Annotated in this window: 28 protein-coding genes; 4 read left to right on the top strand and 24 right to left on the bottom strand. The window is 41.4% G+C overall.

Annotated features, from left to right (window positions below):
- Positions 1-41: 41 nt before the first annotated feature.
- The 8 genes from NST73_RS07660 to NST73_RS07625 all read right to left on the bottom strand — a co-directional run bounded on the left by NST73_RS07660 (position 42) and on the right by NST73_RS07625 (position 10,453).
- Positions 42-1,517, bottom strand: coding sequence for a UDP-N-acetylmuramoyl-L-alanyl-D-glutamate--2,6-diaminopimelate ligase (locus tag NST73_RS07660; protein ID WP_058337374.1), 1,476 nt, complete (start codon positions 1,515-1,517; stop codon positions 42-44).
- 211 nt (positions 1,518-1,728) lie between these two features.
- On the bottom strand, positions 1,729-3,648 hold the full coding sequence (locus NST73_RS07655; RefSeq protein ID WP_017359366.1) for a stage V sporulation protein D: 1,920 nt from the start codon (positions 3,646-3,648) through the stop codon (positions 1,729-1,731).
- 125 nt (positions 3,649-3,773) lie between these two features.
- Complete coding sequence (locus NST73_RS07650) at positions 3,774-5,924, bottom strand: penicillin-binding protein (protein ID WP_024720306.1); 2,151 nt, start codon at positions 5,922-5,924, stop codon at positions 3,774-3,776.
- Positions 5,925-5,931: 7 nt separating this feature from the next.
- Entirely contained in the window at positions 5,932-6,279 is a 348-nt protein-coding gene (ftsL, locus tag NST73_RS07645) for a cell division protein FtsL (RefSeq protein ID WP_058337375.1), read from the bottom strand.
- Positions 6,280-6,315: 36 nt separating this feature from the next.
- Positions 6,316-7,248 (bottom strand): 16S rRNA (cytosine(1402)-N(4))-methyltransferase RsmH, encoded by a 933-nt coding sequence (gene rsmH, locus NST73_RS07640; RefSeq protein WP_125588912.1) that lies wholly within the window; start codon positions 7,246-7,248, stop codon positions 6,316-6,318.
- A 66-nt stretch (positions 7,249-7,314) separates the two neighbouring features.
- Complete coding sequence (gene mraZ / locus NST73_RS07635; RefSeq protein ID WP_003211163.1) at positions 7,315-7,746, bottom strand: division/cell wall cluster transcriptional repressor MraZ; 432 nt, start codon at positions 7,744-7,746, stop codon at positions 7,315-7,317.
- A 128-nt stretch (positions 7,747-7,874) separates the two neighbouring features.
- Positions 7,875-9,494: a bacillithiol biosynthesis cysteine-adding enzyme BshC gene (gene bshC / locus NST73_RS07630; RefSeq protein WP_058337376.1), complete on the bottom strand. Its 1,620-nt coding sequence runs from the start codon at positions 9,492-9,494 to the stop codon at positions 7,875-7,877.
- A gap of 65 nt (positions 9,495-9,559) precedes the next feature.
- Positions 9,560-10,453, bottom strand: coding sequence for a 2-dehydropantoate 2-reductase (locus tag NST73_RS07625; RefSeq protein ID WP_058337377.1), 894 nt, complete (start codon positions 10,451-10,453; stop codon positions 9,560-9,562).
- A 210-nt stretch (positions 10,454-10,663) separates the two neighbouring features.
- Between NST73_RS07625 and NST73_RS07620 the strand changes: the two genes are divergently transcribed.
- Positions 10,664-11,143, top strand: a complete 480-nt coding sequence (locus NST73_RS07620; protein ID WP_007499784.1) for an N-acetyltransferase — start codon at positions 10,664-10,666, stop codon at positions 11,141-11,143.
- 53 nt (positions 11,144-11,196) lie between these two features.
- On the opposite strand, the gene gerR is transcribed toward NST73_RS07620, so the two are convergent.
- The 3 genes from gerR to NST73_RS07605 form a co-directional block, all read right to left on the bottom strand.
- Complete coding sequence (gerR, locus tag NST73_RS07615) at positions 11,197-11,736, bottom strand: sporulation-specific transcriptional regulator GerR (RefSeq protein ID WP_342499500.1); 540 nt, start codon at positions 11,734-11,736, stop codon at positions 11,197-11,199.
- Positions 11,737-11,874: 138 nt separating this feature from the next.
- Positions 11,875-12,048 carry a 50S ribosomal protein L32 gene (gene rpmF, locus NST73_RS07610; protein WP_008354700.1) on the bottom strand — a complete coding sequence of 58 codons (174 nt, stop codon included), beginning with the start codon at positions 12,046-12,048 and terminating at the stop codon, positions 11,875-11,877.
- A gap of 21 nt (positions 12,049-12,069) precedes the next feature.
- Complete coding sequence (locus NST73_RS07605; RefSeq protein ID WP_061419002.1) at positions 12,070-12,588, bottom strand: DUF177 domain-containing protein; 519 nt, start codon at positions 12,586-12,588, stop codon at positions 12,070-12,072.
- 26 nt (positions 12,589-12,614) lie between these two features.
- Here NST73_RS07605 and NST73_RS07600 point away from each other — a divergent pair, with 26 nt between their 5' ends.
- Positions 12,615-14,042: a nucleotidyltransferase gene (locus NST73_RS07600; RefSeq protein ID WP_342499499.1), complete on the top strand. Its 1,428-nt coding sequence runs from the start codon at positions 12,615-12,617 to the stop codon at positions 14,040-14,042.
- A 33-nt stretch (positions 14,043-14,075) separates the two neighbouring features.
- Here the strand turns inward: NST73_RS07600 and NST73_RS07595 are convergent, their stop codons facing one another.
- Together NST73_RS07595 and NST73_RS07590 are read right to left on the bottom strand one after the other, a co-directional pair.
- Positions 14,076-15,104 (bottom strand): SepM family pheromone-processing serine protease, encoded by a 1,029-nt coding sequence (locus NST73_RS07595; protein ID WP_017359372.1) that lies wholly within the window; start codon positions 15,102-15,104, stop codon positions 14,076-14,078.
- Positions 15,105-15,108: 4 nt separating this feature from the next.
- Positions 15,109-15,888 (bottom strand): patatin-like phospholipase family protein, encoded by a 780-nt coding sequence (locus NST73_RS07590; protein ID WP_017367186.1) that lies wholly within the window; start codon positions 15,886-15,888, stop codon positions 15,109-15,111.
- A gap of 156 nt (positions 15,889-16,044) precedes the next feature.
- Here NST73_RS07590 and ylbJ point away from each other — a divergent pair, with 156 nt between their 5' ends.
- Positions 16,045-17,253 (top strand): sporulation integral membrane protein YlbJ, encoded by a 1,209-nt coding sequence (gene ylbJ, locus NST73_RS07585; protein ID WP_061418996.1) that lies wholly within the window; start codon positions 16,045-16,047, stop codon positions 17,251-17,253.
- A gap of 13 nt (positions 17,254-17,266) precedes the next feature.
- Here ylbJ and coaD read toward each other — a convergent pair whose 3' ends face one another.
- The 9 genes from coaD to NST73_RS07540 all read right to left on the bottom strand — a co-directional run bounded on the left by coaD (position 17,267) and on the right by NST73_RS07540 (position 22,328).
- On the bottom strand, positions 17,267-17,749 hold the full coding sequence (gene coaD, locus NST73_RS07580) for a pantetheine-phosphate adenylyltransferase (protein ID WP_007499803.1): 483 nt from the start codon (positions 17,747-17,749) through the stop codon (positions 17,267-17,269).
- A gap of 3 nt (positions 17,750-17,752) precedes the next feature.
- The gene (gene rsmD / locus NST73_RS07575; RefSeq protein ID WP_007499805.1) at positions 17,753-18,310 is read right to left on the bottom strand and encodes a 16S rRNA (guanine(966)-N(2))-methyltransferase RsmD; all 558 of its coding nucleotides are present in this window, start codon (positions 18,308-18,310) and stop codon (positions 17,753-17,755) included.
- A 312-nt stretch (positions 18,311-18,622) separates the two neighbouring features.
- Entirely contained in the window at positions 18,623-18,895 is a 273-nt protein-coding gene (locus NST73_RS07570; RefSeq protein ID WP_008345023.1) for a YlbG family protein, read from the bottom strand.
- Positions 18,896-18,960: 65 nt separating this feature from the next.
- Positions 18,961-19,410, bottom strand: a complete 450-nt coding sequence (locus NST73_RS07565; RefSeq protein WP_017359375.1) for a YlbF family regulator — start codon at positions 19,408-19,410, stop codon at positions 18,961-18,963.
- A 57-nt stretch (positions 19,411-19,467) separates the two neighbouring features.
- The gene (locus NST73_RS07560) at positions 19,468-19,875 is read right to left on the bottom strand and encodes a hypothetical protein (RefSeq protein WP_007499810.1); all 408 of its coding nucleotides are present in this window, start codon (positions 19,873-19,875) and stop codon (positions 19,468-19,470) included.
- 73 nt (positions 19,876-19,948) lie between these two features.
- Positions 19,949-20,197, bottom strand: a complete 249-nt coding sequence (locus tag NST73_RS07555) for a YlbE-like family protein (protein ID WP_017359376.1) — start codon at positions 20,195-20,197, stop codon at positions 19,949-19,951.
- A 19-nt stretch (positions 20,198-20,216) separates the two neighbouring features.
- On the bottom strand, positions 20,217-20,630 hold the full coding sequence (locus NST73_RS07550; RefSeq protein WP_024720298.1) for a YlbD family protein: 414 nt from the start codon (positions 20,628-20,630) through the stop codon (positions 20,217-20,219).
- A 109-nt stretch (positions 20,631-20,739) separates the two neighbouring features.
- Complete coding sequence (locus NST73_RS07545; protein WP_058337381.1) at positions 20,740-21,783, bottom strand: CAP domain-containing protein; 1,044 nt, start codon at positions 21,781-21,783, stop codon at positions 20,740-20,742.
- Positions 21,784-21,905: 122 nt separating this feature from the next.
- Complete coding sequence (locus tag NST73_RS07540) at positions 21,906-22,328, bottom strand: CBS domain-containing protein (protein ID WP_039168696.1); 423 nt, start codon at positions 22,326-22,328, stop codon at positions 21,906-21,908.
- Positions 22,329-22,489: 161 nt separating this feature from the next.
- On the opposite strand from NST73_RS07540, the gene NST73_RS07535 reads away from it, so the two are divergent.
- On the top strand, positions 22,490-22,855 hold the full coding sequence (locus tag NST73_RS07535; protein WP_008345035.1) for a YugN family protein: 366 nt from the start codon (positions 22,490-22,492) through the stop codon (positions 22,853-22,855).
- Positions 22,856-22,885: 30 nt separating this feature from the next.
- Here the strand turns inward: NST73_RS07535 and ctaG are convergent, their stop codons facing one another.
- Both ctaG and ctaF read right to left on the bottom strand, forming a co-directional pair.
- Positions 22,886-23,764: a cytochrome c oxidase assembly factor CtaG gene (gene ctaG / locus NST73_RS07530; protein ID WP_017367183.1), complete on the bottom strand. Its 879-nt coding sequence runs from the start codon at positions 23,762-23,764 to the stop codon at positions 22,886-22,888.
- Between the two features lie 30 nt (positions 23,765-23,794).
- Positions 23,795-24,124 carry a cytochrome c oxidase subunit IVB gene (gene ctaF, locus NST73_RS07525; RefSeq protein WP_003211520.1) on the bottom strand — a complete coding sequence of 110 codons (330 nt, stop codon included), beginning with the start codon at positions 24,122-24,124 and terminating at the stop codon, positions 23,795-23,797.
- Between the last annotated feature and the right edge of the window lie 2 nt (positions 24,125-24,126).

Raw genomic sequence — 24,126 nt, 5'->3', positions numbered from 1 at the left:
TGTACAAAATGCTTCATTTCATTACACTCTTTTCATCATTTTTAAGATTTGTTTAGATCTAAAATAGCGTCCGCTGCCACCTTGGCATCATCAAAGTCATAGACTTGATCACCAATGATTTGGTACGTCTCATGGCCTTTTCCAGCTATTAAGACTGTATCGCCCTTTTTTGCATTAGCAATGGCAAAAAAGATGGCCTGTTTCCGGTTCACAAAGCTGTGATAATAGGCGTTTGGCACGCCATTTTCCATGTCTTTCAAAATGGCTGATGGATCTTCACTTCTTGGATTATCTGATGTGAAAACAGGCTCATCTGCATATTTCACAGCGATTTGGGCCATCTGAGGGCGCTTGGTTTTATCACGGTCGCCCCCGCAGCCAACTACACAGAAAATTCTACCTTCTGTTAATTCTCTACACGTAGTCAGTACATTTTCTAAACTGTCAGGTGTGTGCGCATAATCAACGATGACTGGGAAGTCTTGATCAAAATTCACAAGTTCGAATCTTCCTTTGACTCCCTCAAGTTCTTCAATGGCACTAACGATCGTTTCAAACGTTAAGCCTGATACAATTCCTACTGATACAGCTGCTAGAATGTTATACACATTGAATTTCCCAATAAGGGCAACCGTCACGTTTTTTGTGCCGATTGGGGTGATCAAATCAAATTGTGTTCCCTTTGGTTTGATTTGAATGTTCTTTGCCATTACATCTGATTCTTGCTCTAAGCCATACGTCATAATTTCAGCAGCTGTGACTTTTTCAAAATAACTAGACGCTTCATCATCTGCATTTAAAATGGCATGCTTCGGCTTATCGTGCTGAAAGGCACTTCCGAGCTGGGAAAAGAGCAAGCTTTTTGCATGTTTATATTCTTCCATTGTGTTGTGGTAGTCCAGATGATCTTGGGTAAGATTTGTAAAGACGGCAATATCATAATCACATCCATGAACACGCCCAAGATGCAAAGCATGTGATGATACTTCCATAATGGCCGTATCTACGTCTTGATCAAGCATCTGCTTAAAGGTCTTCTGAAGGGTGACACTCTCAGGTGTTGTGTTTTTCACTTCGAGAATTTCATCGTTTACCTTCATATACATCGTACCGATTAAACCTGTTTTTTTATCGGCTTTTCTCATGATTTGCTCAATCATGTGTGTTGTAGACGTTTTCCCGTTCGTTCCTGTAATACCAATTAGATTGAGTTTATGAGTTGGCTGTTCGTAAAAAGCATCTGCCATTCTTGCAAGTGCTCTTTGAGAGTGTTTTACAATAATGACTGGTACATCTGTTAGGTGAAGTGGGTGTTCTGCTACAATCGCTGCAGCCCCGCTTTTCACAGCTTTTTCAGCGTAATCATGTCCATCTACTGTATAGCCTTTTATACAGACAAAAAGACTCCCTTTTTTCACTTCTCTTGAATCCATTTCAATGGAAGTAATCTCCGGATTTTCGTTTATCAGTTCACTGTTTTCACTTTTAAAGTATGTAAGGAGTTCTTGTAATTTCATTTCATATCAAACCTCTCAAATTCGTTCACGTGCATGTCTTGTGAAAAAAACACACAGTCTATATTTTATCGTAAAAAAAAGGATACATCCAGCGTATTCCTTAAGTTTCTCTTGGAAAAAGCACACTTTATGCTCTTTTTTTAAACCGACCCTTCTCTTTCAACAAAAAGAGGCAGCCGAATGAGTGCGGCTACCCTCTGTTCATTCTTTATTATTCATCATTTAAGTATAATCGGATCGTGGAACCTTCTTTGACCTTTGTGCCGGCAGCAGGCGATTGCTTCACCACTTTACTGCCAGTTCCTGAAGCATCAATCTTTAAATTAATCAGGAGTGATTCAAGGTCAGAAACAGATCCTCCTACAAGATTCGGTACCTCAATGGTTTTTGTGTCCAGCCATTGGTACTTCTTTTCAATTTGTCCTTTTCTTTTTTTCACGCCCATTTCAGGCAGACTGTCTCGCATAATATGGCCCACAATAGGTGCGGCTACTGTCCCACCAAATTGAATCGTGCCTTTGGGGTTATCTACTGCTACATATACAACAATGCTTGGATCATCCGCAGGTGCAAACCCGATAAATGACACAATGTGGTTATTTTCCATGTACTTTCCGTCTTTTACTTTCTGTGCTGTTCCTGTTTTTCCGCCCACGCGATATCCTTCAACGAATGCATTCCGACCAGTTCCTTGAGCGACTACACTTTCAAGGGCATACCTGATTTCTTTAGACGTCTCCGCTGAAATGACTTTCTTCTTGGCAATTGGTGATTGCTTTTTAACTACCTCTTTTGTAATTGGATCGATCCATTCTTTTGCAATATACGGCGTGTAAAGCGTTCCTCCATTTACTGCGGCTGCCACTGCAGCCACTTGTTGAATCGGCGTAACAGATACACCTTGACCAAAGGCTGTTGTTGCCTGTTCTACAGGACCAACACGATCAAGCGGGAACAAAATTCCTCTACCTTCTCCTTGAAGGTCGATTCCTGTCTTTTGACCAAAGCCGAAATTTTTAATATAAGAAAATAGTTTATCTTTTCCAAGACGGTCGCCTAGCTCGACGAAACCTGGGTTACAAGAGTTTTGTACCACTTCTAGAAACGACTGTGATCCATGTCCTCCCTTTTTCCAGCATCTGAGCCTTGCGCCATCCACTGTCACAGATCCGCTGTCAAAAAAATGATCACGTTTTAAATTCACTTTATTTTCTTCCAAGGCAGCTGCCAGTGTAATGATTTTAAACGTCGATCCTGGCTCATATGTGCTCCACACCGGTAAGTTTCGGTTAAATACTTTTGAATCAACTGATTGATAGTCAGCCGGATCAAAGTCAGGTCTGCTCGACATTCCCAGCACCTCACCATTTTTCGGATTCATGGCAATGGCAATCATGCCATCTGGGTTATATTTTGCCTGAGCATTGTCTAGTTCTCGTTCGATGATGGTTTGCACTTTTGAATCAACTGTTAATTTCATATCAAGGCCATCTTTAGGCGGTGTATAATCATCTGCTTCATCTGGCATTTTCTGCCCTTTTGCATCAGAATAAAATTTCACAGAGCCTTTTTCACCTTTTAGGTCATCATCATAGTACGCTTCTAGCCCAAGTAAGCCTTGATTATCAATTCCAGCAAAACCTAATACATGAGATAAGAAACTTCCAAACGGGTAATGTCTGATGCTGTCCTCTGCTACATAGACTCCATCTAAATCGAGCTCTCTGACTTCTTTTGCTTTTTCATGAGATACTTTTCTCCCCTCTGGAGAAATCCGCTCTATAGACGTTTTCTTGGTGACATGCTTGTACGCTTTCTCCTCAGACATATTCAGTACTGCAGCTAATTTTTTGCTTGTTTCTGCTGGGTCTTTCACTTGCCGCGGCACGACTAAAATAGAGGGAGCACTTTTGTTCGTCGCAAGCTCCACCCCATTTCGGTCCAAAATATCTCCTCGTTCTGGTTCAAATGGGAGGTTACGGCTCCATGAATCTTTCGCTAAACTTGTCAGCTTCTCGCCCATAATAAACTGCACATATCCTAATCTAGTATCTATGATGAAAAAAATGATCACCCCAAACAGCAGCACGAAAAGCAATCGTTTTCTCACTGTTACACTTGACACTCGCACGCCCGGTTCACTCCTTACATATGGCTTGTTTTCATCATATGCAGGCTCGTCTTTTTATAGAACGATCTCGTCCATCGCTCAAGCAAAAGAAAAAAACCTAGCAAATGATTTGCTAGGTTTTCAAGTTAATTTGGACTTTTGAAGGTCACTGTGACGACTTTATCTGAAATCTCTGCTCCACTTTTCACGCTTTGTTTGACAGCATATCCCTGTCCATTTGTTTCAATATGCACACCTGAAATAGACGCATATTGAAGAACTTCCCTTCTGGACCAGCCTGTCATATCAGGCATTTTAATGGTTTTCCCTGCTGTTTTCAAAAAGACTTTCTGGCTTTCAGAGAATTCAGAGCCCGCATTTGGCCATTGGCGTTTAATGGATAAACCGTCACCAATGACAACAGGTGATAACTTTTTGTTTTTTGCTTCTGTTTCTGCCTGTTTCACTTCTAAATCTAGGAATGACGGCATTGTTTCTTGTTTTATTTTCTGTTTGCCAGATTTTTTATCGTCTGTTTTTGTTGGTGCGATATTTAAATAGAGCAAACTATTTTTCATCACAGGGTTAAAGATTTCTGAAACAGGGGCAGAGCCTGTTTGTGTTTCAGATAGCTGAGGCTGTTGGACAGCCACATAAACGAGCAGCTTCGGATCATCTTTTGGTGCCATTCCCATAAATGAAAAGACGTAATCGTTTCTCCCTTGAAGGTAGCCGCCAGCACCGCCAATTTGTCCTGTACCCGTTTTCCCAGCGACATCAAAACCTTTGATTTGATATGGCTGTCCTGTGCCAATTTTTGAGGAAACGACCTCACCTAAAATGTCACGGACTTGCTTCGCTGTATCAGAAGAAATTGGTTTTCCTGCTACTGTTGGTTCGTGCTGTAAAATTGTTTTGTTTGTGTTCGGGTCTGTAATATGATCGATTACATATGGCTTCATCATCGTTCCACCGTTTGCAATGGCTGTCGCCGCTTCAATTTGCTGAATTGGGGTAATCGCGGACGCCTGACCATAAGCAGTCGATGCTTTGTCATATTCGTATCTGAAATTGATTTTACTAGACGCTTCGTTCGGCAAGTCTATGCCTGTTTTGTCATAGAAATGGAATTTTTGCAAGTATTGTTCATAGCGTGTGAAACCTAATTTTTCTTTTGCCAATTTCGCAAAAGCTACGTTTGAAGAACGTAGAACACCTTCATGAAAATCAATTTTTCCCCAGCCATTTCCGTTGTTATGGTCTCTTACAAGACCGCCGCCTACTTTATAAGTACCAGACTGATACTTGTCACTGCCTTGGTACACTCCTTCTTGGATAGCAGCAGCGAGTGTAAAAATTTTCATCGTTGAACCTGGTTCAAATGCGTAAGAAATGACATCGTTGTTATAATTCGTAATGTCGAGTTCATTTAAATTAAAGCTTGGCCGCTGTCCCATTGCAAGAACTCTTCCAGTTTTCGGATCAACGACTGTCGCAATGATTTTCTTCGGCTTATATTTTTTAGCGACCTGCGTCATACTTTCTTCAAGAAATGCTTGAATTTTTTGGTCGATGGTCAATGTGACGTTTTTCCCGTCTTTCGGGGCAACGATGTCTTCTTTACTATTTGGAAGTGCCCATCCGCTTCTGTCGCTGTTATACGTTACATAGCCATCTTTTTCTTTTAAATATTTATTCAGAGCCTTTTCTAGACCCATTGCGCCTGACATGTCCTTGGTGGCTTCATCTAATCTAGCATAACCGATTAAGTTCGAAGCAAACATGCCGTTTGGATAATACCTCTTTGTATCTTTTTCAAAGGCGATCCCAGGAAGTTTTAGCTTTTCAATTTTTTCCTTAGTTGAAAAACTAATATCCTTTCCGGCTTTACCAAACTCGACTTGGAACGCATCCTTTGTATTCAGACGCTTTAAAATTTCACTCTCACTCATATCAATGACTTTTGACAGCTCTTTTGCTGTCTTTTCTTTGTCAACGACATGCATCGGATGCTTTGGATCGACCGTCATTTTCTTGCTCATGATCGCAATCAGTTTATACACAGATGTATCTTCCGCAATCACATTTCCGTTTCTGTCTAAAATGGACCCTCTTTTGGCTTCAAGTGTTTTTTTCGATTGATATTGTTCATTGGCTTTTGCAGCTAACACTTGTCCATCGACGGTTCCCGTAATCTGAATATAAATAAAACGTGCAAGGATGATAAAGAAAAACAGGGCGAAGCAAATACTCGCAATTGCCGCGCCTCTGTTCATCATTTTATTCTTTTTAGGCATCGCCATGTTAATCGACCTTCTTAACATCTTTCGACATGCTTAAGCCTGCTTTTTTAGCGGCTTCAATGATTCTCTCTGGTTCACTTAGTAAATCTTTTTGCTTTTGCAGTTCAGTGATCTTTTTCGATTCTAAAGTCACTTGCTGTTCTAGTTTCTGCACTTCGATATTTGCGTGATAAACAGCAAAGGCTTTCGAAATGATGAGGATCGAGCTGCACATGAGAGCCATGACAAACATGACAAGTAAGATTTTTTCACCAAGTGTAATAGAACCTCTTCTTCTAATCACAACCGATTGACCTTGTTGCTCGGTTTGATGTTGCTTTACTTCTCTTTGGTAAGCCAAATTACTCATAAGAAACCTCCTTTTTATCATCATCTATGGTGTCGTTTACTTTTTTTCTGCAATTCGGAGCTTCGCTGAACGGGCACGGTTGTTATATTCCAGCTCTTGTTCTGATGCAACGATTGGTTTTCTCGTGATCAGCTTCAGTTTTGGTTCAAGTCCTTCTGGAATCACTGGCAGTCCGTGCGGAAGTTCTGGAAGAGAAGACATTTCTTTAAATGTACTTTTACAAATCCGATCTTCAAGTGAATGGAATGTAATGACAGAAATTCTCCCCTTCGGATTGAGTAACTCTATTGCTTGTTCTAGTGCTTCTTCAAATACTTTCAATTCATCATTTACGGCAATTCGGATCGCTTGAAATACTCTTTTCGCTGGATGTCCGCCTTTTCGTCTTGCAGGTGCGGGAATTCCTTCTTTAATAATGTCGACAAGCTCTCCTGTTGTTTCAATTGGCGCTTTTTTTCTGGCTTCTTCAATTTTGCGTGCGATTTGCTTGCTGAACTTTTCTTCCCCATATTTGTAGAAAATCCGAACTAGATCTTCAAATGGCCATTCATTCACCACTTGTTTTGCCGACAAAGCAGCGGTTTGATCCATTCGCATGTCAAGAGGTGCATCATGGTGATAACTAAAGCCTCTCTCTGGTGTGTCAAGCTGAGGTGATGAAACCCCAAGGTCAAAAATCACACCGTCTACGCTTGTAATTCCTTGTTCATTCAGACGTTCTTTTAAATATCGGAAGTTGCTTTTTATGAAAAGAATGTTCGCTTTAGAATCCGCGAGCTTCTCTCGTGCATGATCCAGTGCAGCATCGTCTTGGTCAAACCCAATTAATGTACCTTTTTCTGATAATTGAGATAGTAAATATGAGCTATGACCTGCGCCGCCTAGCGTGCAGTCCACATATGTACCGTCTTCTTTGACGTTTAAACCGTCAACTGTTTCTTTTAATAATACTGTCTCATGTTGAAACATGATGATATGGTCCCACCTTTTTCAAATAGAAATGAATGTGTAGAAAGCTTGCTGCACAAGGGATTATTATATATCAAATCCAATCATGTTTTCAGCAATTTCAGCAAAAGAATCTTCTTGCTCTTCTGTATATTGTTCCCAGATCGACTTACTCCACAACTCAATTCGATTTGAAACGCCGATGACCACACATTCTTTTTCGAGTTTTGCATATTGGAGTAGGTTGGATGCGATGTTAATGCGCCCCTGCTTGTCCAGATCACATTCAACTGCGCCGGAGAAGAAGAACCGGGTAAACGCACGTGCATCTTTTTTCGTTAGCGGCAGTGCTTTGAGTTTCTCTTCAATTAGTTTCCACTCACTCATAGGGTAGCCAAATAAACATTGATCAAGCCCTCTCGTCAGCACAAACTGTTCTCCGAGACCGTCTCTAAATTTAGCAGGGATGATCATGCGCCCTTTTGTATCAATCGTATGTTGGTATTCACCCATGAACATGATCATCAGAGCCCCACTTTCTCACCTATACTCTCCACTATCCACCACTTCTCTCCACAAAACTTATTTTACACTGTTTCTACATAAAAAAAAACCCTGAACTAGTCAGGGTTCATTAAAACTTTATTTCAAAGTTTGACAATTTGTTGCTTGTTTTGAAATGAAAATGGCAGATTTTTGAACGTTTTGAAGAATTCTGGACCATATTTGTTTAAAAAGTACATGATATTCCAAATTCTTTCTTGTGGTGCTTCGAGTGGTTTTAAACTATTTTCAATCCGTTCAAAATCTCGAAGGATGTATCCTTCCTTCTCTTCCACACGCTTTGCAACCTTTTGATAAACAAATTGAAGCTGGTCTTCTATAAATTTGGCATTTTTATCTAATAGCTGTTCAAAGCTTGGTTCGATCTCTAGCGCTTCTTGTCTCATGGCCTCGTGAACATTCGCTAATTCACGTTTAGCATGTTGAACCGATTGAACGAAGCTGTCTGGAAGACTTTGCTGAAAGTGCGCATCCTTCTTTTCTTTCACGCCTTTTGTCAGCACTTCTTCAACCGACAATTCTCTTATCGGCAGCTTCTTATCAATATGCCTTTCAAGAATGGTGACGTGCAATCTTGGAAGAACGGGTGCCATTTTGACATCGAAGTACTCGAAGATGCCTTTCAGCTCACCCCAATAGTTCACTTCACCGTGTCCAGCCATAAAAGCAAGCGTTGGAAGAAGGGTTTCCTGCATCAATGGACGGGTCACCACATTATTGCTAAACCGCTCTGGGTGCTCCTCGACTTCCTGCAAAAGCTCATCTTTTGTCCAAGTAAGCCCCACTTCAGATATAGAAAATTGGCCATTCTCTTGTTCAATGAGGAAACGCTCATCATCATATTCGTAAAACAAGTTGGCTTGATGGTCACCAGCTTCAATAATCGGCTGATACCCCGCTTGTTCCATGGCAGCTTGCGTGTTATTTAAGTGAGCCACGATCGCATCACTCGACTCCACAATTTGCTTGAATAACGTACGTTCAAGTGGCTTCACGCCGAAGTCTCCTGAATTCAATAACAGCAGTCCATCTTCTTCAAATAGATCGCAAACAATCCACTCAAAGAAATCAGTAAACGTTTCTGATTTGCGTAAACATCGAAGAAGCTGATCAAACAAGTCATTTGTGTAAGCAGATTCCTCATAGGTTGAAAATACATCACGAAGCCATCTCTCTGTTTTCTCTTGGTGGAGAGGTGTTCTTTTCGCAGCTGTTTTTTTCACATGATGTAATGGAAGCTTTTGTTTGACTGGGCCTTTTTCGCCAGACGTGTACACAAAGTTAATTTCGTCTACGTCGTGATCTTCACCCGCTACCCAAAAGACCGGAATAACAGGAACGCCAAGCTCTGATTCTTTTTCTTTGGCAAACTGAATAATGGAAATGATTTTATGTATGGTATAAAGCGGACCTGTTAAGAGGCCTGCCTGCTGTCCTCCAACCACCATGACGCTCCGTTCATCACGGATCTTCTCAATATTCTCACGCATGGCAGCCGAATCAAATTTTGCATGATATGCGCTCATATAATCCGCTAAAGCCTCGCGCGGGAAGCTCCTTTCCATGAGATCGTCGTATCTCTTTTTCCATGTGTGCTCAGAATGTATATCATAATCAAAAAAAGCAGTCATCTCTTTTTTTTCTTCTATATAATCACGTATGAATAAATTCTGACTTCGGATGGAAAGTTCAGTCAATTGCATGTTTAGAACTTCCTTTCTTCAATAAATAGTTAGTTTCCCGAAAAAAGTATAGCATGTAAATGAGCTCACTCAAAAGATTTTGTTTGCTTTTTTTCCAATACTTCCAAGCTTCTATTCAAGAAAGTGAGGAATGGCGGCGTCATCCCTTGACCTTGAGCTTTTTTTAAAAGGTAGCCAATGATTGCTTTTCTTTCAGTTTGGCGGCCTTTGACGATATCTTGCAGCATCGACGATTGATTGGCAGCCGTTTGATGGCAAATTGATTTCACATGAGCCCATAGACGATCTTTCTCAAGCAACCCTAGAATGGAAACCGCTTCTTCAAATGCACATGTCATCATATGTTCATATGACGGGTTCGATACCAATTCCCCATTATTCACATGTAATAAAGCCGTCAACGGATTAATACACACATTGACGAGCAGTTTTTCCTCCAGTACTTTCTTCCATTCATCTGTATAAACCATTTGAAAATCGACCGTTGATAGTTCACTACCCATAGGTTCTTTTTCCTCATGCAGAAATGCTCCCCACTTGATGACACCAATTCCTGTATGGTTTACTGCGCGATCAGACACCTTCATTGCGCCATGCTCTACTACACCAATATATAACTGATGTGCCGTTTTCCAGTTCTTTAAATCGACGAGGTGGGCCATTCCGTTCTGCAAAAATAAGATCCGATGACGAGGCAGTCCCGATAATTCCCCTAGAACATCTTGCAGATGATGATACTTCACTGTCACAATCAGCAAATCAAATATTCCTTTGACCCTCGTATCGGCCCCAACAGCTGATTGAATGGTTTCCCCTCTTACCATTCGTTCGATGCCTAATGCTCGAATTTCTTCTGCCTGCTGTTTTCTTCTTGTAAAGACGGTGATGTCATGATGCTCTGATAAATAACTGGCACAAAGCAGACCAATCGCACCACCGCCAATGATTCCAATTTTCAATTGCCGCACTTCCTTTTTTCTGTTTACTTCATGTTATCAACCATTTTACCAGTTTAGTGCTACGATGCAAAAAGCAGATAACGCGCTATGATTGAATTTTTTTAATTAAAAAACTATAATAATAAGTGTAAAAACTTTTTTAGGCGGATGGGATGAAAACGCCTTCAATGACATCACTGTCGACATTATGTGTGTAAGGGGGAAGATCACATGACACAAGTAAAACGTCTTCTGATTAACTACAAAACATTAGAGGAATTTAAACAATTTAAGGAATATGGCATACAAGAACTTTCCATGCTTGAAGACCTAGAAAGTAATATGATTGAAAATGACAGCAACTCTCCATTTTATGGGATTTACTTTGGAGATAAGCTTGTGGCACGTATGAGCCTCTATCAAGTAGATGGCTCGACGACGACGTATTTTGACCATAATCATGATTATCTAGAGCTGTGGAAGCTAGAAGTGCTGCCAGGATATCAGCGTAAAGGATACGGCGAAGCACTTGTTGATTTCGCAAAATCTTTTGGCCTTCCAATTCGAACGAATCCACGCGTCAAATCTGCCGGTTTTTGGGATAAAATGGGCTTTGAAGCGGTGAAATATGATATGGAACGCGATAAAGGAGAAAACCCACTCATTTGGGAGCCTGCACATATTCAAAAGAACACAGGTGAGTCCGCTTAATCATTTTAATCATTAAGAAAACGCCCCTCTTTCCATCTGTGAGGGGCGTTTTCTTATTTTGCGTAATCTTTTAAGCTGATATTCTGTTTGACTCTTTCAACAATACCAATAAGTGCCCGGTAATCTTCTTCTGTCATTTTTAATTGACGTTTCAGCTGTTCATTTTCTTCGGTGAGTGATTTTAATTGATGCTGTGCATCTTTAAGCTCCTGCCGTAAATAAGCTGGACCAGATGGTTCTTTCTCAAGCTGCTCTAGAAACCGAATTACTTCTCGAAGCGTCAGTTCAGTCTGATCAGAAGATGCCTTCTCCTCTATGGTGAACGCATGCTGCGGTAAACCCGAAGAATGGATACCAATTTTTTTACGCAGTTCTTTTCGCTGTTTTTTGGCAAGCTCAATGCCTGCTTGGTACTGCTTTCTGACGTAAGAATTCCACCTGAATCCACATGCTGCTGCTGTTCTTGACAATGCTTTTCCAACCTCTTCAAATGCTGAAAGCTGGGTACCCCCATCTCGGATATGCCTTAAAACAACTTCTGCTAAAAGTAAATCTTCATCTTGTGTCCATGCGTCCTGCCGTGTAATCGTCAACTCATCATCCCCCCTGAATCTGAATACCACATCATATGCGCTTACTAGAGTAGATAGACTATTTGCAGGAGAGAAACCTAAAAAATAGATCAATAAAAAAACGCAAGGGAAGATTCCCTCACGTTTTTTTATCAAGCATTAGTTGCTTTTTACGTCTTTGCCTTTGTATGTTCCGCAAGATTTGCAGACACGATGAGAAATTTTCATTTCACCGCATTCTGGGCAAGCTACCATACCAGGTACTTGTAGTTTGAAATGCGTACGACGCAATCTTTTTTTCATTTTAGAAGTTCTTCTAAAAGGTACAGCCATTATTCCCACCTCCTTAAAGAGTTAAGATTCATTATTTTCTTCTAAGAGCTTCTTCAAGCCTTCCAGACGAGGATCAATTCGGTTTTGATGTGCATCTTCCGAAATGACTGCCCAGTCATTCCCTTCCTGTGGTGCAGCACCTTTTACGCCAGCTTGGTCGCAAAAGATTTGCATAGGCACTTCAAGAAGAATTTCTTCCTTGACTATAGGCGTTAAGTCGATGATATCGTCTTCTACAACAGATACGTCTTCATCTTCTATATCGTCTGTCTTATGAAGTACAAATAGTTCTTTTGTTGAAATCGCAAATGGATAATTTACATCAACAAGCGTTCTTGAACAAGGCAATGTCATTTCACCTGTGATGGTTAAATCAAATGCGACTTGCTTTGATTCGATCACTCCAGTCCCTTTCACCTCTACTGGTGAAATACGACGTATATCTGAATGAAGGCTAGTAAGTTCATTTAAGTCAACCGTCTCATGAAAATCGAAGCTGTTTTTAGCTTTTTGATGTAACTGATAAACTGTCCATTTCAATTGTATCACCTCTAAGAGCAACAAACATGATTATAGCTTTCATCATGCTATTTGTCAATATTTTTTCTTTACAGTCCTTCATGATGTCAAAGGGCTGTTTGACATCAGTTCTCGGAATGCCTACACTGAAAAAAATGGTCTTCATTTTTCCCTTATGCTACTGTAGCACAGACCATTTAACCATAGCAAGAAAGGCGGAACATCTATTGAAAGCAGTGGGAGTCGTTGTCGAGTACAATCCATTTCATTATGGGCATGCCTATCATGTGAATCAGGCGAAAAAACAAACCTCCTCAGATGTTGCCATTGCCGTTATGAGCGGTTCTTTCCTCCAGCGCGGGGAGCCTGCCATCGTCTCAAAATGGGCACGTACAAAAATGGCACTGCAAAACGGTGTAGACATTGTGTGTGAGCTTCCATACATATATGCCGTACAAAAGGCAGAAACCTTCGCCAATGGCGCTGTGTCCATCCTCGATGCATTAAAATGCCATTCTCTTTTTTTCGGCAGTGAGGATGGAGAGATCAACGCATTTGAGCGCACAGCACACGCTTGGCATGAAAAAAAGGCAGAGATTGATCTTTTAACAAAAGAAAAGGTGAAAGAAGGTCTTAGTTATCCCGCAGCAGCAGCAGGTGCGTTTCAAGAGGCCATTCATTCTGAACACTTACTGGATTTGTCCAAACCAAATAACATTTTAGGCTTTCATTATGTTAAAGCCATCTTAGAGAGAGCTCCTCACATGCAGCCTTTTACGTCTCAAAGAATTGCATCTGATTATCATGATGAAGAACTGCCTGACAACCAAAAAATCGCAAGCGCCACAAGTATCCGAAAAGCTTTAAAAGAACAGTGCTCATTTCAAGAAGTCACGCCCTACCTCCCAGACGCTACTTTAAAGCAATTACACGACTATCATTCTTCATATGGTCTTTTACATACGCAAGAAGCCTATTTTCGCTTTCTGAAACACGTTTTTCATACAATGGATACGAGTGAACTAGAGGGCATCTATGAAATTGAAGAAGGCATTGAACACCGCATGCAAAAAGCCATGACACATGCATCTTCCTACGAGGAGTATCTATCACTTGTCAAAACAAAACGATATACGTGGACAAGGTTACAGCGGATGAATACGCATCTATTAATGAACGTGAAGAAAAAGACGATGCACGAGCTGCTTGAAGAGAAAAAAGCGCCCTATATTCGTTTACTTGGAATGACAAGGAAAGGACAACAGTACTTGTCTCTTGTAAAAAAAGAGTTGGATGTAACACTTGTGAGTAAACTGTCTTCCTTTTCACATCCCGCCCTTGATCTTGATATTCGCGCTTCAAGGGTGTTCAGCCTTCCCATCTCTGAACCCATGCAAACAGAGTTAACAAAAGCAGAGTTTAAAACATCACCGATTCGATATGATGAAGAGAGCGGACTCTTTTCATCTCGATAGAAAAAAGCAGCCTGATTTGCAGGCTGCTCTTTTTTATGATGCTTTCTCTTTTAATTTGTTTAAATAGTTTAGTGCGTCCTGCATGGTATCCACAGGAACGATTTTCATATCACTTTTAATATCTTTTGCTGTTTTGACTGCATTTTTGTAGTCAGAGTTTGGGTCACCTTTATCATTCGGTGCAAAGAAGATGTCTTTTCCTGCTTTGTCTGCTGCAACAACCTTTTGATCAATTCCGCCAATCGGTCCGACTGTACCATCTGCATCAATCGTTCCAGTTCCTGCGATCGCATAGCCATGTGTTTCATCTTCTTTTGTCAGCTGATTGTAAATTTCAAGTGACATCATTAAACCAGCCGATGGACCGCCGATGTTTTCAATATCCACTTTCACAGAAGGAGACACTTTCACATGACGGTCTGTAAATAGTGATACGCCAATTCCCACTCGTTTTGGCTCTTCTTTAAATGGTTTTAACGTCACGTTCTGCGTGATTTCTTTGCCATTACGTTCAAGTACAAAACGGACAGTCGTGCCTGCTTTTTTACTGCTGATATACGAAACCATTTTATCTGCTGACTCGTATGTATGGCCGTCGACGCTTTTGATCTTATCACCAACTTCAATCTTCCCATATGCAGGCATTCCTTTCATCACATAGCTCGCATATACCCCATTAAACGTATAATCTACTTTTTTCCCTGCTTTTGTATAAGCGGCAATCATCGCATTTTCTTGAGAACTTTTCATGAGCTGCAGCTGCCGTTTCATATAATCCTCATCAGACTCTCCGTCCGCTTTAATATTTTCTTCTGGAACGATTTCGTCATACTTGTTCATTTTTGCAAGCAAATACGTATATGGATTGGCTGGACCTACTTTAATGGTCATAAGAGAAAAGCTGCCCTTCTCGCCATATCCTCCGTCTACTTGAATGTGTGGCGCAATTTCTGTTGCATCACCTGGCTTTGTGACGTAATAGGGCAGTTTCACAAAAGTTAAGCCAAATAAGACTAGAACAACAGCAAAAAAGCTGAGCCAGCGAATATTTAATTTTTTCATTCGATTAACACTCCCATTTATCAATGACATCTTTCAGTTTTCCTTTTAGTTGGTCGGCGGCGAGTTCACCTGCTTCAATCATTTCTTGAACCTGTGTAAACGCACTAGAGCTAAAGGTCTCGAGCTTCGGCCGAATCATGAGATCTGCATGAATGGTTTGGTGACGAACCAATTCATTTTGAAGGATGTCCAAACTTTGCATAATGACATCCGATAATCTCGTTGCCTTTTCTGTTTTTTTCACCCTTGATACATCAGAGGCGATAATGAGATCTGCCCCCATTTCTTTGAGAACAGAAACAGGAATGCGGTCCACTACCGCTCCATCCACCAATTGCCTGCCGCCTATTTCATGCGGAACAAACACACCCGGAATGCTAATGCTTGCCCTGACTGCTTGTGAGACAGACCCTTCTTTGAACACAACCTTCTCCCCTGTCTGAAGGTCACAGGCGACAATCGCAAGAGGCACGCGCATTTCTTCAATATTCTTCCCATATGTAAACGTGTGAATCAGTTGCAAAATTCGATTTCCTTTTAACAGACCGATTTTTGGCAGTGTATAGTCAGCATAATACTTTCTTCTGAAGACAAGTGCAAGTTTTTTCATTTTTTCTACGTCTTGTCCTGCTGCATAAAAGCTCCCCACAAGAGCACCAATACTGCTTCCTGCGATCATATCCACCTGAATTCCTTGTTTCTCAAGACTAGATAAAACCCCGATATGCGCCATCCCTCTGGCACCCCCAGAGCCCAGCGCAAGCCCGATAATCGGTCGTTTCATGAATCCACCCTCCTCTTTCTATGCATATATACGAATCTATAGGTCTAAACATGCCCCTTCTCATCGTATAGTAATAGAAGACAGGCTCGGCTAGCATCTCTTTTTCTTTAATCACGAGCTCGCCAATAGATTATAACGGCAAGGGGCGACATCTCCATGAAAAAATGGAACACTCTGTTCATCGCTGCTTTTTTTATCTTTTTAACAGCCACTGTGATTACACATCCACAAGCCTCTTTGCAAGCATCGAAAAATGGACTTGCAATGTGGTGGGAAGTGGTTTTTCCATCGCTGCTACCTTTTTTTATTTTGTCCGAGCTATTAATCAGTTTCGGGATTGTCAGATTTGTCGGCGTATTATTAGAGCCATTTATGCGGCCTATCTTTCGGGTGCCTGGTGTCGGCGGATTTGTACTGGCGATGGGAATGGCCTCTGGTTTTCCTTCTGGCGCTAAATTGACGACAAGACTTCGGCAGGAAGGACAGCTGACAAGAATTGAAGCAGAACGCCTTGTGTCATTTACCAATTCTTCAAACCCTTTGTTCATTTTTGGAGCAGTGGCTGTAGGATTTTTTCATCACCCAGCTATAGGCATTGTGTTAGCCTGTGCACATTATTTAGGAAATCTCGCGGTTGGGGTGACGATGCGCGGATATAAAGCACGTCATGATGCGCACCTCAGAAGCCGAAAAGGATTTTTATTGCCTCCAATTCGAGAAGCATTCAGCGCTCTTCATACGGCAAGACTTGCAGAAAAAAGACCACTTGGCCAAATATTAAGTGACGCTGTCATGTCATCTGTTCAAACGCTCTTTATGATTGGCGGCTTTATCATTTTATTTTCTGTCTTTAGTCAAATGCTCGCTGTCGTTCATGTGACAGATCTTCTCTCTATCGGGATCGGCTCTATACTGAAAACGATGCACCTTCCGCCGGAATTAGATCTAGCCATGATTGCGGGTCTATTTGAAATCACATTAGGAAGTCAGCTCACAGGATCACAAGAGGTTTCCATGCTCGCTAAAACAATTGTGGTCAGCTTTATTTTAGGATTTAGCGGATTCTCCGTTCAAGCTCAGGTAGCCGGGATTTTGGCAGCCACCGATATACGCTTTAAACCGTTTTTCTTCGCCCGTTTGCTTCACGGTATTTACGCAGCCGTCTTTGCTTTTTTGTTATTCAAACCCCTTTATGTCTCTAAAGCAGACATGGCGCTTCCAGCAGGGGCATTTGAAACAAGCGAGCAAGTCGTGATGTTTAGCAGCATGTTATGGAATCAGCTTGTATCTGCTGGTCCTCTCATCACCTTGTTCAGTCTGATCGTGTATATTGCGCTCTATTATCAGAAATTAAAAAATGGATGAGTGCACAATGCACTCATCCATTAAATTTCTCTTTCAGCGCAGCTTCGACCTCTTGCGGTACAAGCTCTTTGACTGATCCATGATATTTCGCTACTTCTTTAACAATGCTTGAACTTAAGAAGGAGTATTGATTATTCGTCATCATAAAGAACGTTTCAATGTCATCATTCAACACTTTGTTCATTGATGTCCCTTGCATCTCGTATTCAAAGTCCGTCACCGCTCTAAGTCCGCGCAAAATGACTTTCGCCTCTTTTTGTTTCGCATAATCAACGAGCAGTCCATGAAAGGATTCCACTTTGATATTTGGTAGCTCCTTTGTTGCTTGACGAATGAGTTCACATCGCTCTTCAACAGTAAACAACGGCTTTTTTGACGAGTTATTGAGGACGCACACATATACTTCATCAAAAATCTTTGCCCCTCTTTTGATAATATCCAAATGGCCCAATGTGACTGGATCGAAGCTACCCGGACAAACGGCTATATTCCCCATGCTTTAATTTCCCCGCTTTCTATAGATCGTAATGCCAGTCATTCCGTACATTTCCTGCCTTGAGATATGCAGCTGTCCTGCTTCCTCTGGCAGTGTCACATCTTTATCATGCTCACACACAATGACGCCATCATCTGCTAATAAGGAATGCTCATCAATCGTATCAAGAAGTGCTTTCAACTTTTGATCTTTATACGGCGGATCAAGGAAGATGGCTTGAAAAGATTCTTCTCGCTTCACTACAGCGGCGAGTGCACGGTTTGCATCATTTCGAAACACTTCACTTTGATCCATCAGCGACAATTGATTCAAGTTGCCTTTAATCGTCTGAATCGCCTTCATATCTCGATCCACAAATATACAATGATCGAATCCTCTAGAAAGCGCTTCAATTCCTAAACCACCACTTCCAGCAAATAAATCAAGGGCCCATCCCCCATCAAAATACGGTCCAATCATATTAAAAATGGATTCTTTTACTTTATCTGTTGTTGGTCTTGTTGATTGGCCGGGTACGGCTTTCAGCGTGCGGCCTTTTTTTGTTCCAGAAATCACTCTCATTTTTCCACCACTTTTTCTGCTTGCATCTATTGAATATTGTTTGATGACAAAAAATTCAACATTATCTTACCATATCCACTCCACATGGGACAATGCACTGAATTCCATTCATTTTCTATGTATAGATCACAAAAGAGAGGGTCATACTACTGTTAACAGCATCTGATGTGGTGCTGTTGCCAACCGCGGAGAAGACTTACGTTTCCCCATAAGTTCTTCCTCCGGTTTCTCCTCTCCCTTTGCCTTCTCCTTAATGAATCATTAAGAATAGAAGGACCCCGCGGGTGATGCCGCGGGGGTTTTTTTGTGTCTTTAAAAGCCCACCTTATAATCATACTCTTTTGCTTTGTCCAATTTCGATTCGTACTCTAATTTAATAAAAGGTTTATAGGAAGGCTCAACACGTTTTACAAATGGCAATGAACTGAGCTTAGCCATGTGGCGCTCAAGATCATTCATATCACAATAAATCACTGCATATTTCATTTTCCTTGAAATATAGTGAACATTCCCAAATTTCCTTAGCGCTTTTGACTGCTTTAACGAATGCAGCCAAACGACCATCCCTTGACGTTTGGTATCCATCTTTTCACCTGCCGCTTTTCAATTCTTTCCGTTCATTATGTAAAAGACGAGACGTTCAAGTCTCGTCAAGATACTTTACAGCCACAGCTGCCTCCTGATCCACAGCCACCGCCGCATGATGATAGACCATCAAAATATGGGTTCCCTGTTGGAACTTTAATATATGCTGATACAGCTTGACCGATTTCAATACTAATCTCATCTAAGATGGATTGAATCGCTGTTTCTGCTTTTTTGAAATCAACCACTGTATCGTGAAGATCTAGCTTTCTTTTGACCTCACGCATTTCTTTTGAGATCGTTCTATAGTCCGGATGGTATTTGCCGAACCGCTGCACATCTTCATATTGCTCTTTTACTTTTGTAAAATGGGCAATAATTTGTTGGGCTTCTTCGTCTTGCTGGAGACGCTTAAAGCAGTTGCGGTAATGTTCAGCCTCCTCCGACTGAAGAATCATGGCAGCCAATTGATTTGCTTCCTCTTGGAGCTCCACGAATTCGATTGTCGCATACATAAATGTTGCACCTCCAATTCATAGTTTACCACGAAACCTATGGATCAGAAAATGCTTTTACGTAACAAATACATCCCACGTCTCTCTTTTCTGCTTATATTCAGGGTGACGAGAATTTAGCACAACGGTCATTTTATGCTTTCCTTTTGAAAGGTGCTTGACCACAAACGCCGCAGTATACTCATTGCCTGCCCGTTTCCCGTCTACATACACAGTAAAATACCCAGCCTTCTTATCCTTTTTTAGGGGTGAAGGTTCAAGGTGAAAATCTTGAAGTGTACTTTCTATATACACAACAGATCCCTGCACTTTGTATTTTAAAAAGCCTTGCTGCTTCATTTCACTTTGCGTCTGCTGCATGACTGGTACTGCTGGTTCTTGCCTAGTTACTTGCTCTTGATCATGTTGACTTTGACATCCGGTGAGAAGAAAAAGCAATGCGCATATTGACAGCATCCATTTCATGTTCTGATTCTCCTTTCGTCTACTTTCATAGGATGCTCATGAAATAGACATCTTAATCAACTCAAAAAAAGCCTCACCCGGCTCCATTTTGATTGCGCATTGCTTGGAACATCTGGATCATCATTTCAGCCATTTGGACACTATTGCTCAACTGGCTCACACGATGAGGAATGGTTTTTTCGTAAAAGTTCATTTTATCTAATTCAAACGAAGTGACATTTTCAGGATGCCGCGTTAACTGTCTATACCAGAGTGGGCGCTGCCTGATGAATTTGATTCGATCCTCTTCGGCCATGACAAACTCTTGTACTTCTCTTCGCACCAAAAGCATCCCCTTTCAATTAATCTTTCCTGAAGGAGAATGGGTGCTGGCTGCCTCCAGATGAACCCTTCTTTGAGCCATTTGATGAAAATTGACCGAGTAAGCTTTGTAAAGAGGAAATAGACTGGCTCATTTTATTAATTTGTTCATTCATTTGATCAGCGTCCATTTTTTTCACTGCAGAAACCATTTTAGACATAAAATCTGCTTTTCCCGGTTCACTTTGCTTAGCGGCTTTTTCTTCTTTTGCTTCTTCCGTTTGTGTTTGCCGGTAAGGAGACCACATGTCATCTTCCTCACCAAACATGACCCAATTCTCGTATAAACTTTGCCAGCTTTTTTCTTGCGTCTGCACTTCTTGAATTAATTTCGGATGGCGTCTGACGAACTGTTTAAATTCATCAATGGATGTTTGCTTTTGCTTATTTGTCATATCCTCACCCCCCATACAAATGCCTACTATACTATATACATCTGGGTCTATTTTGGTGAGCCCTTTTCATAAAAAAACAGCCGCCATCTGTGCGCAGCTGTTTAGAGGATTAAGACGTTTTCTTAATGAAGTTTTGTGTATAATACTTTTCTTTCACACCAACGCCAAGGTGCGTGTAATCTTGATTTAACAATGCCTTCCGGTGACCTTCGCTATTCAGCCAACCTTCTACAGCTGCAGGGCCATCAACATAATTATACGCAATGTTTTCCCCCGCAAGCTGAAATGCGACCTCGCCTCTTTCTAACCGGTCTTTCAGCGTGCCGTATTTTTTAGATTCATGGGAGAAATAATGATTATCCTTCATGTCCTCACTATGCATGAATGCCACTTCAGAGGTTTCATCGTCCCACTTTAAGGTCGGCAGTTTGTACTTATGGCGGATAATATTGGTCATATCAAAAATTTGTTTTTGACTCGACGCTTCAATATCCTTCCACTTTTCGCCTGATATCGCCTCAGGTTCAATTAATTGACCTCGATAAACGACTTCATACGGCTTTTGTTTGACAAATGTATCTGCGTTAAAGGCTCGAATGCTCGAAAGAGTGCTTTCAAACTTATCCATGTAGAGCTGGACATACACATCATCTCCTACTTTCACCGTCGGCCTGGTATTCATATCATCTTCTGAGAATTCAAAGCGATATGAATTTCCCTCGTCCTCTACATGAATGTAAGGAGCGATTTGTGTTTTTTTAAACACTTCACTTGTGGCTTGACCGATTTTAAACGGCTCAACATTCAGCCCATCCCCTGTCGCAAACAAGGTCACCACTTTACTGTCCTTTACCCCTACTTGAATATAGTGCTTCTTCGATTGATTGTATATCCACCAGTCATAATCATATGCGGAAGGATCAATGCGATCTGGTTCCCCTAGCTGTTTAAGCACTTCGTTTGAAGACTTCCCCATAAAGGACATGAGACCTTTTTTCGGAATGTTGATCGGCTTATCGCTAGATGTTTCTTCATTAGACACCTTCGGCTCATTGCTGTTTTCTTTTTCTGGTGAAGATCCATATTGAATAAACAGAACGTACGTTCCAGATATAATCAGGAGGATGAAGAGTGTTTTCAGCACAGTTTTCAAATAAACACCTCCGTTAAATTGGCAAGGTACAAAAAGTACCTTCTACTGTCATTTAAACAAAACTTGCTCCATTTATCAACGACAATACAGCCTATTTAACACGAATTTAAAATATGCCCCTCCTAATGAAGAAATCCTTGGCCATGATCCTGGTCTTGTTGAGAGATTTCCGTCAGGGCATCACCTGCACGATCGTTTGATAAATCTTCAACTGATAAATCCCCAAGGGCTACGATTCCTGTGAGTGCCCCGTTTTTGACAACCGGGATACGGCGGAGCTGATGTTCTGACATCAACCGGACAATTTCTTCTAGGGTTGCATCTTCTTCAGCTGTCAAAACTTCCTTCGTCATGAGGGCACCAACCTCTTGTGAGTTCGGCTTTTTCTCAGCAATACCTCTAAGTACAAGGTCGCGGTCTGTGACAATACCAACAAGCTGATCTCCGTCGACTACTGGAATGGCACCAATGTCATTATCTTTCATTTTGACTGCCGCTTCATACGCATTGTCGTCCTTTTGCAACGTCACTACTTTTTTCGTCATGATATCTTTGATTTTTTTCGTTTTCACGTTGATTCCTCCATCCGTTATTTTCTTTATTACTGTAACCAGCTTATAAAAGAACATACCTTTCACAGTTGAAAGTTTAACGCTTTCATACTATGATTGTCAGTAAAGGGAATTTTTATAAGGAGGGGTTTTGGGTGAAGTTTGAAGGTACGGGGATTGAAAAGGTATCAGCTGACTTAAATAAATTGGATTTCATTATGGAAAGTGAAGGATTTGTACGAGCCGATCAATGGGATTATGAGCGTGTGACGTACGACAGGAAGTATAACATGGTAGAGGGGACGTTTTACTTACGGATCTCTGGCTACGCCACTGAGGGAGATGTCGGCTCCAAAAAAGCCCACATCCAGCTGCTGACACCTTTACTTGGAAAACACTATTATCCGCATGGTGTTGAATATGGAGAAGGCGAAGATTTCCCTAAATCTCTTATTCAATCCAGCAAAAAAACACTGAACCAATTGAAAGAAAAACTAGAAGCGATAACTGCTGAAGCATAAAAGCACAGCCCCTGCGGCTGTGCTTTTCATTTATTCATATTTCGGAATGAGCGCATCTGGTACGGCATCTTTCGCTCTTTCTTTTCTCGCCCAGTCAAAGAAGACAACAGCAAGAATGGATCCGTATACAATCTCTTGAATGATTTTCATCAAAATAGCACCTAGCTGCTGATCTTCTAGCAGCGGCAATGTATGAAACATGTCAGGTCCCGTAAGCGCAAGACCTGCAAGCATATCACTCGGTACGCATAGGTGCAGTGCTTGTATCCATGCGCCGGCATCTGAATAAGTGGCATAGATAGGCGCTTCACTAAACATAATGAGTGCGCAGGCAGGTGTCATTAAAATCCCATCTGCCATAATATATCCAAGCTTTAAAATGCCTGTAATCTGCGGCTGACTTTGCACTTTATGGACAAGCGGCCACCACATGAAAAAGGCAGCGATAAAAATGACAACCGTCATCAATGCGTGATAAAACGGATCTGTTTTGACAAAATCGAACACAAGCGGAATATGATACAGCGAAAACAACCCGTTAAATCCGAGTAAGGCAATCAACGGCTTAGAAAACAAGCGGAAAATCGGCTGAATACCCCGTGTTTGAATGATCCGCTCCCAAATCGCCGCAGGTAAACCTGTAATAAGAAGGGGCGGGATGACCAAATAGAGCACTGCCATTTGCGCCATATGCGCACTGAACATAATATGCCCCATTAAATCAATCGGGCTCCCCTTCACTGCATAAAGCAACACAAGTCCCGTGAGAAACAGCGTTTTCTCTTTCACCGTCGCACGGTGCTTACCCTTCGTCACGAGAAGCAGATAAAAAGCGGCTGCTGCTACAATACATGTCAAATAGTAAGGACTCCATAATGCACGAAATCCAAATATCTCTAAGTTTTCCATTGCTGCGCCTCCTTCAAGGGCAAAGCGAGCTTACCACCAAATAATGGTCAAAAAGGCTAAAACGGTAATAAACGCGACAAACACACCTGAGTAAAGAAACAACGCGGGTGTTTCATGCCCTTTTTGGTTCATGTGCATAAAATAATAAAGCTGAAAAGCGACCTGAATCACTGCAAGCAGTAAAATAAAAGGGACAGCGAACCAATTTCCGACGTCTTCAGAGGCGATTGTTAAAAAGGCAACAAACGTTAAACCAATCATCAAGCCGAAAGAAATGAGCTGATGCTTCATTTCTTCGGCATTTTTCTTTTTCCGATAGACAAGATCGACTTTGGACTGATTTGTGTTTTTATTTCCCATTC

The organism is Bacillus sp. FSL W7-1034 (assembly GCF_038593365.1).
Lineage (GTDB): Bacteria > Bacillota > Bacilli > Bacillales > Bacillaceae > Bacillus > Bacillus altitudinis.
This window is presented reverse-complemented; position numbering and strand designations above follow the sequence as displayed.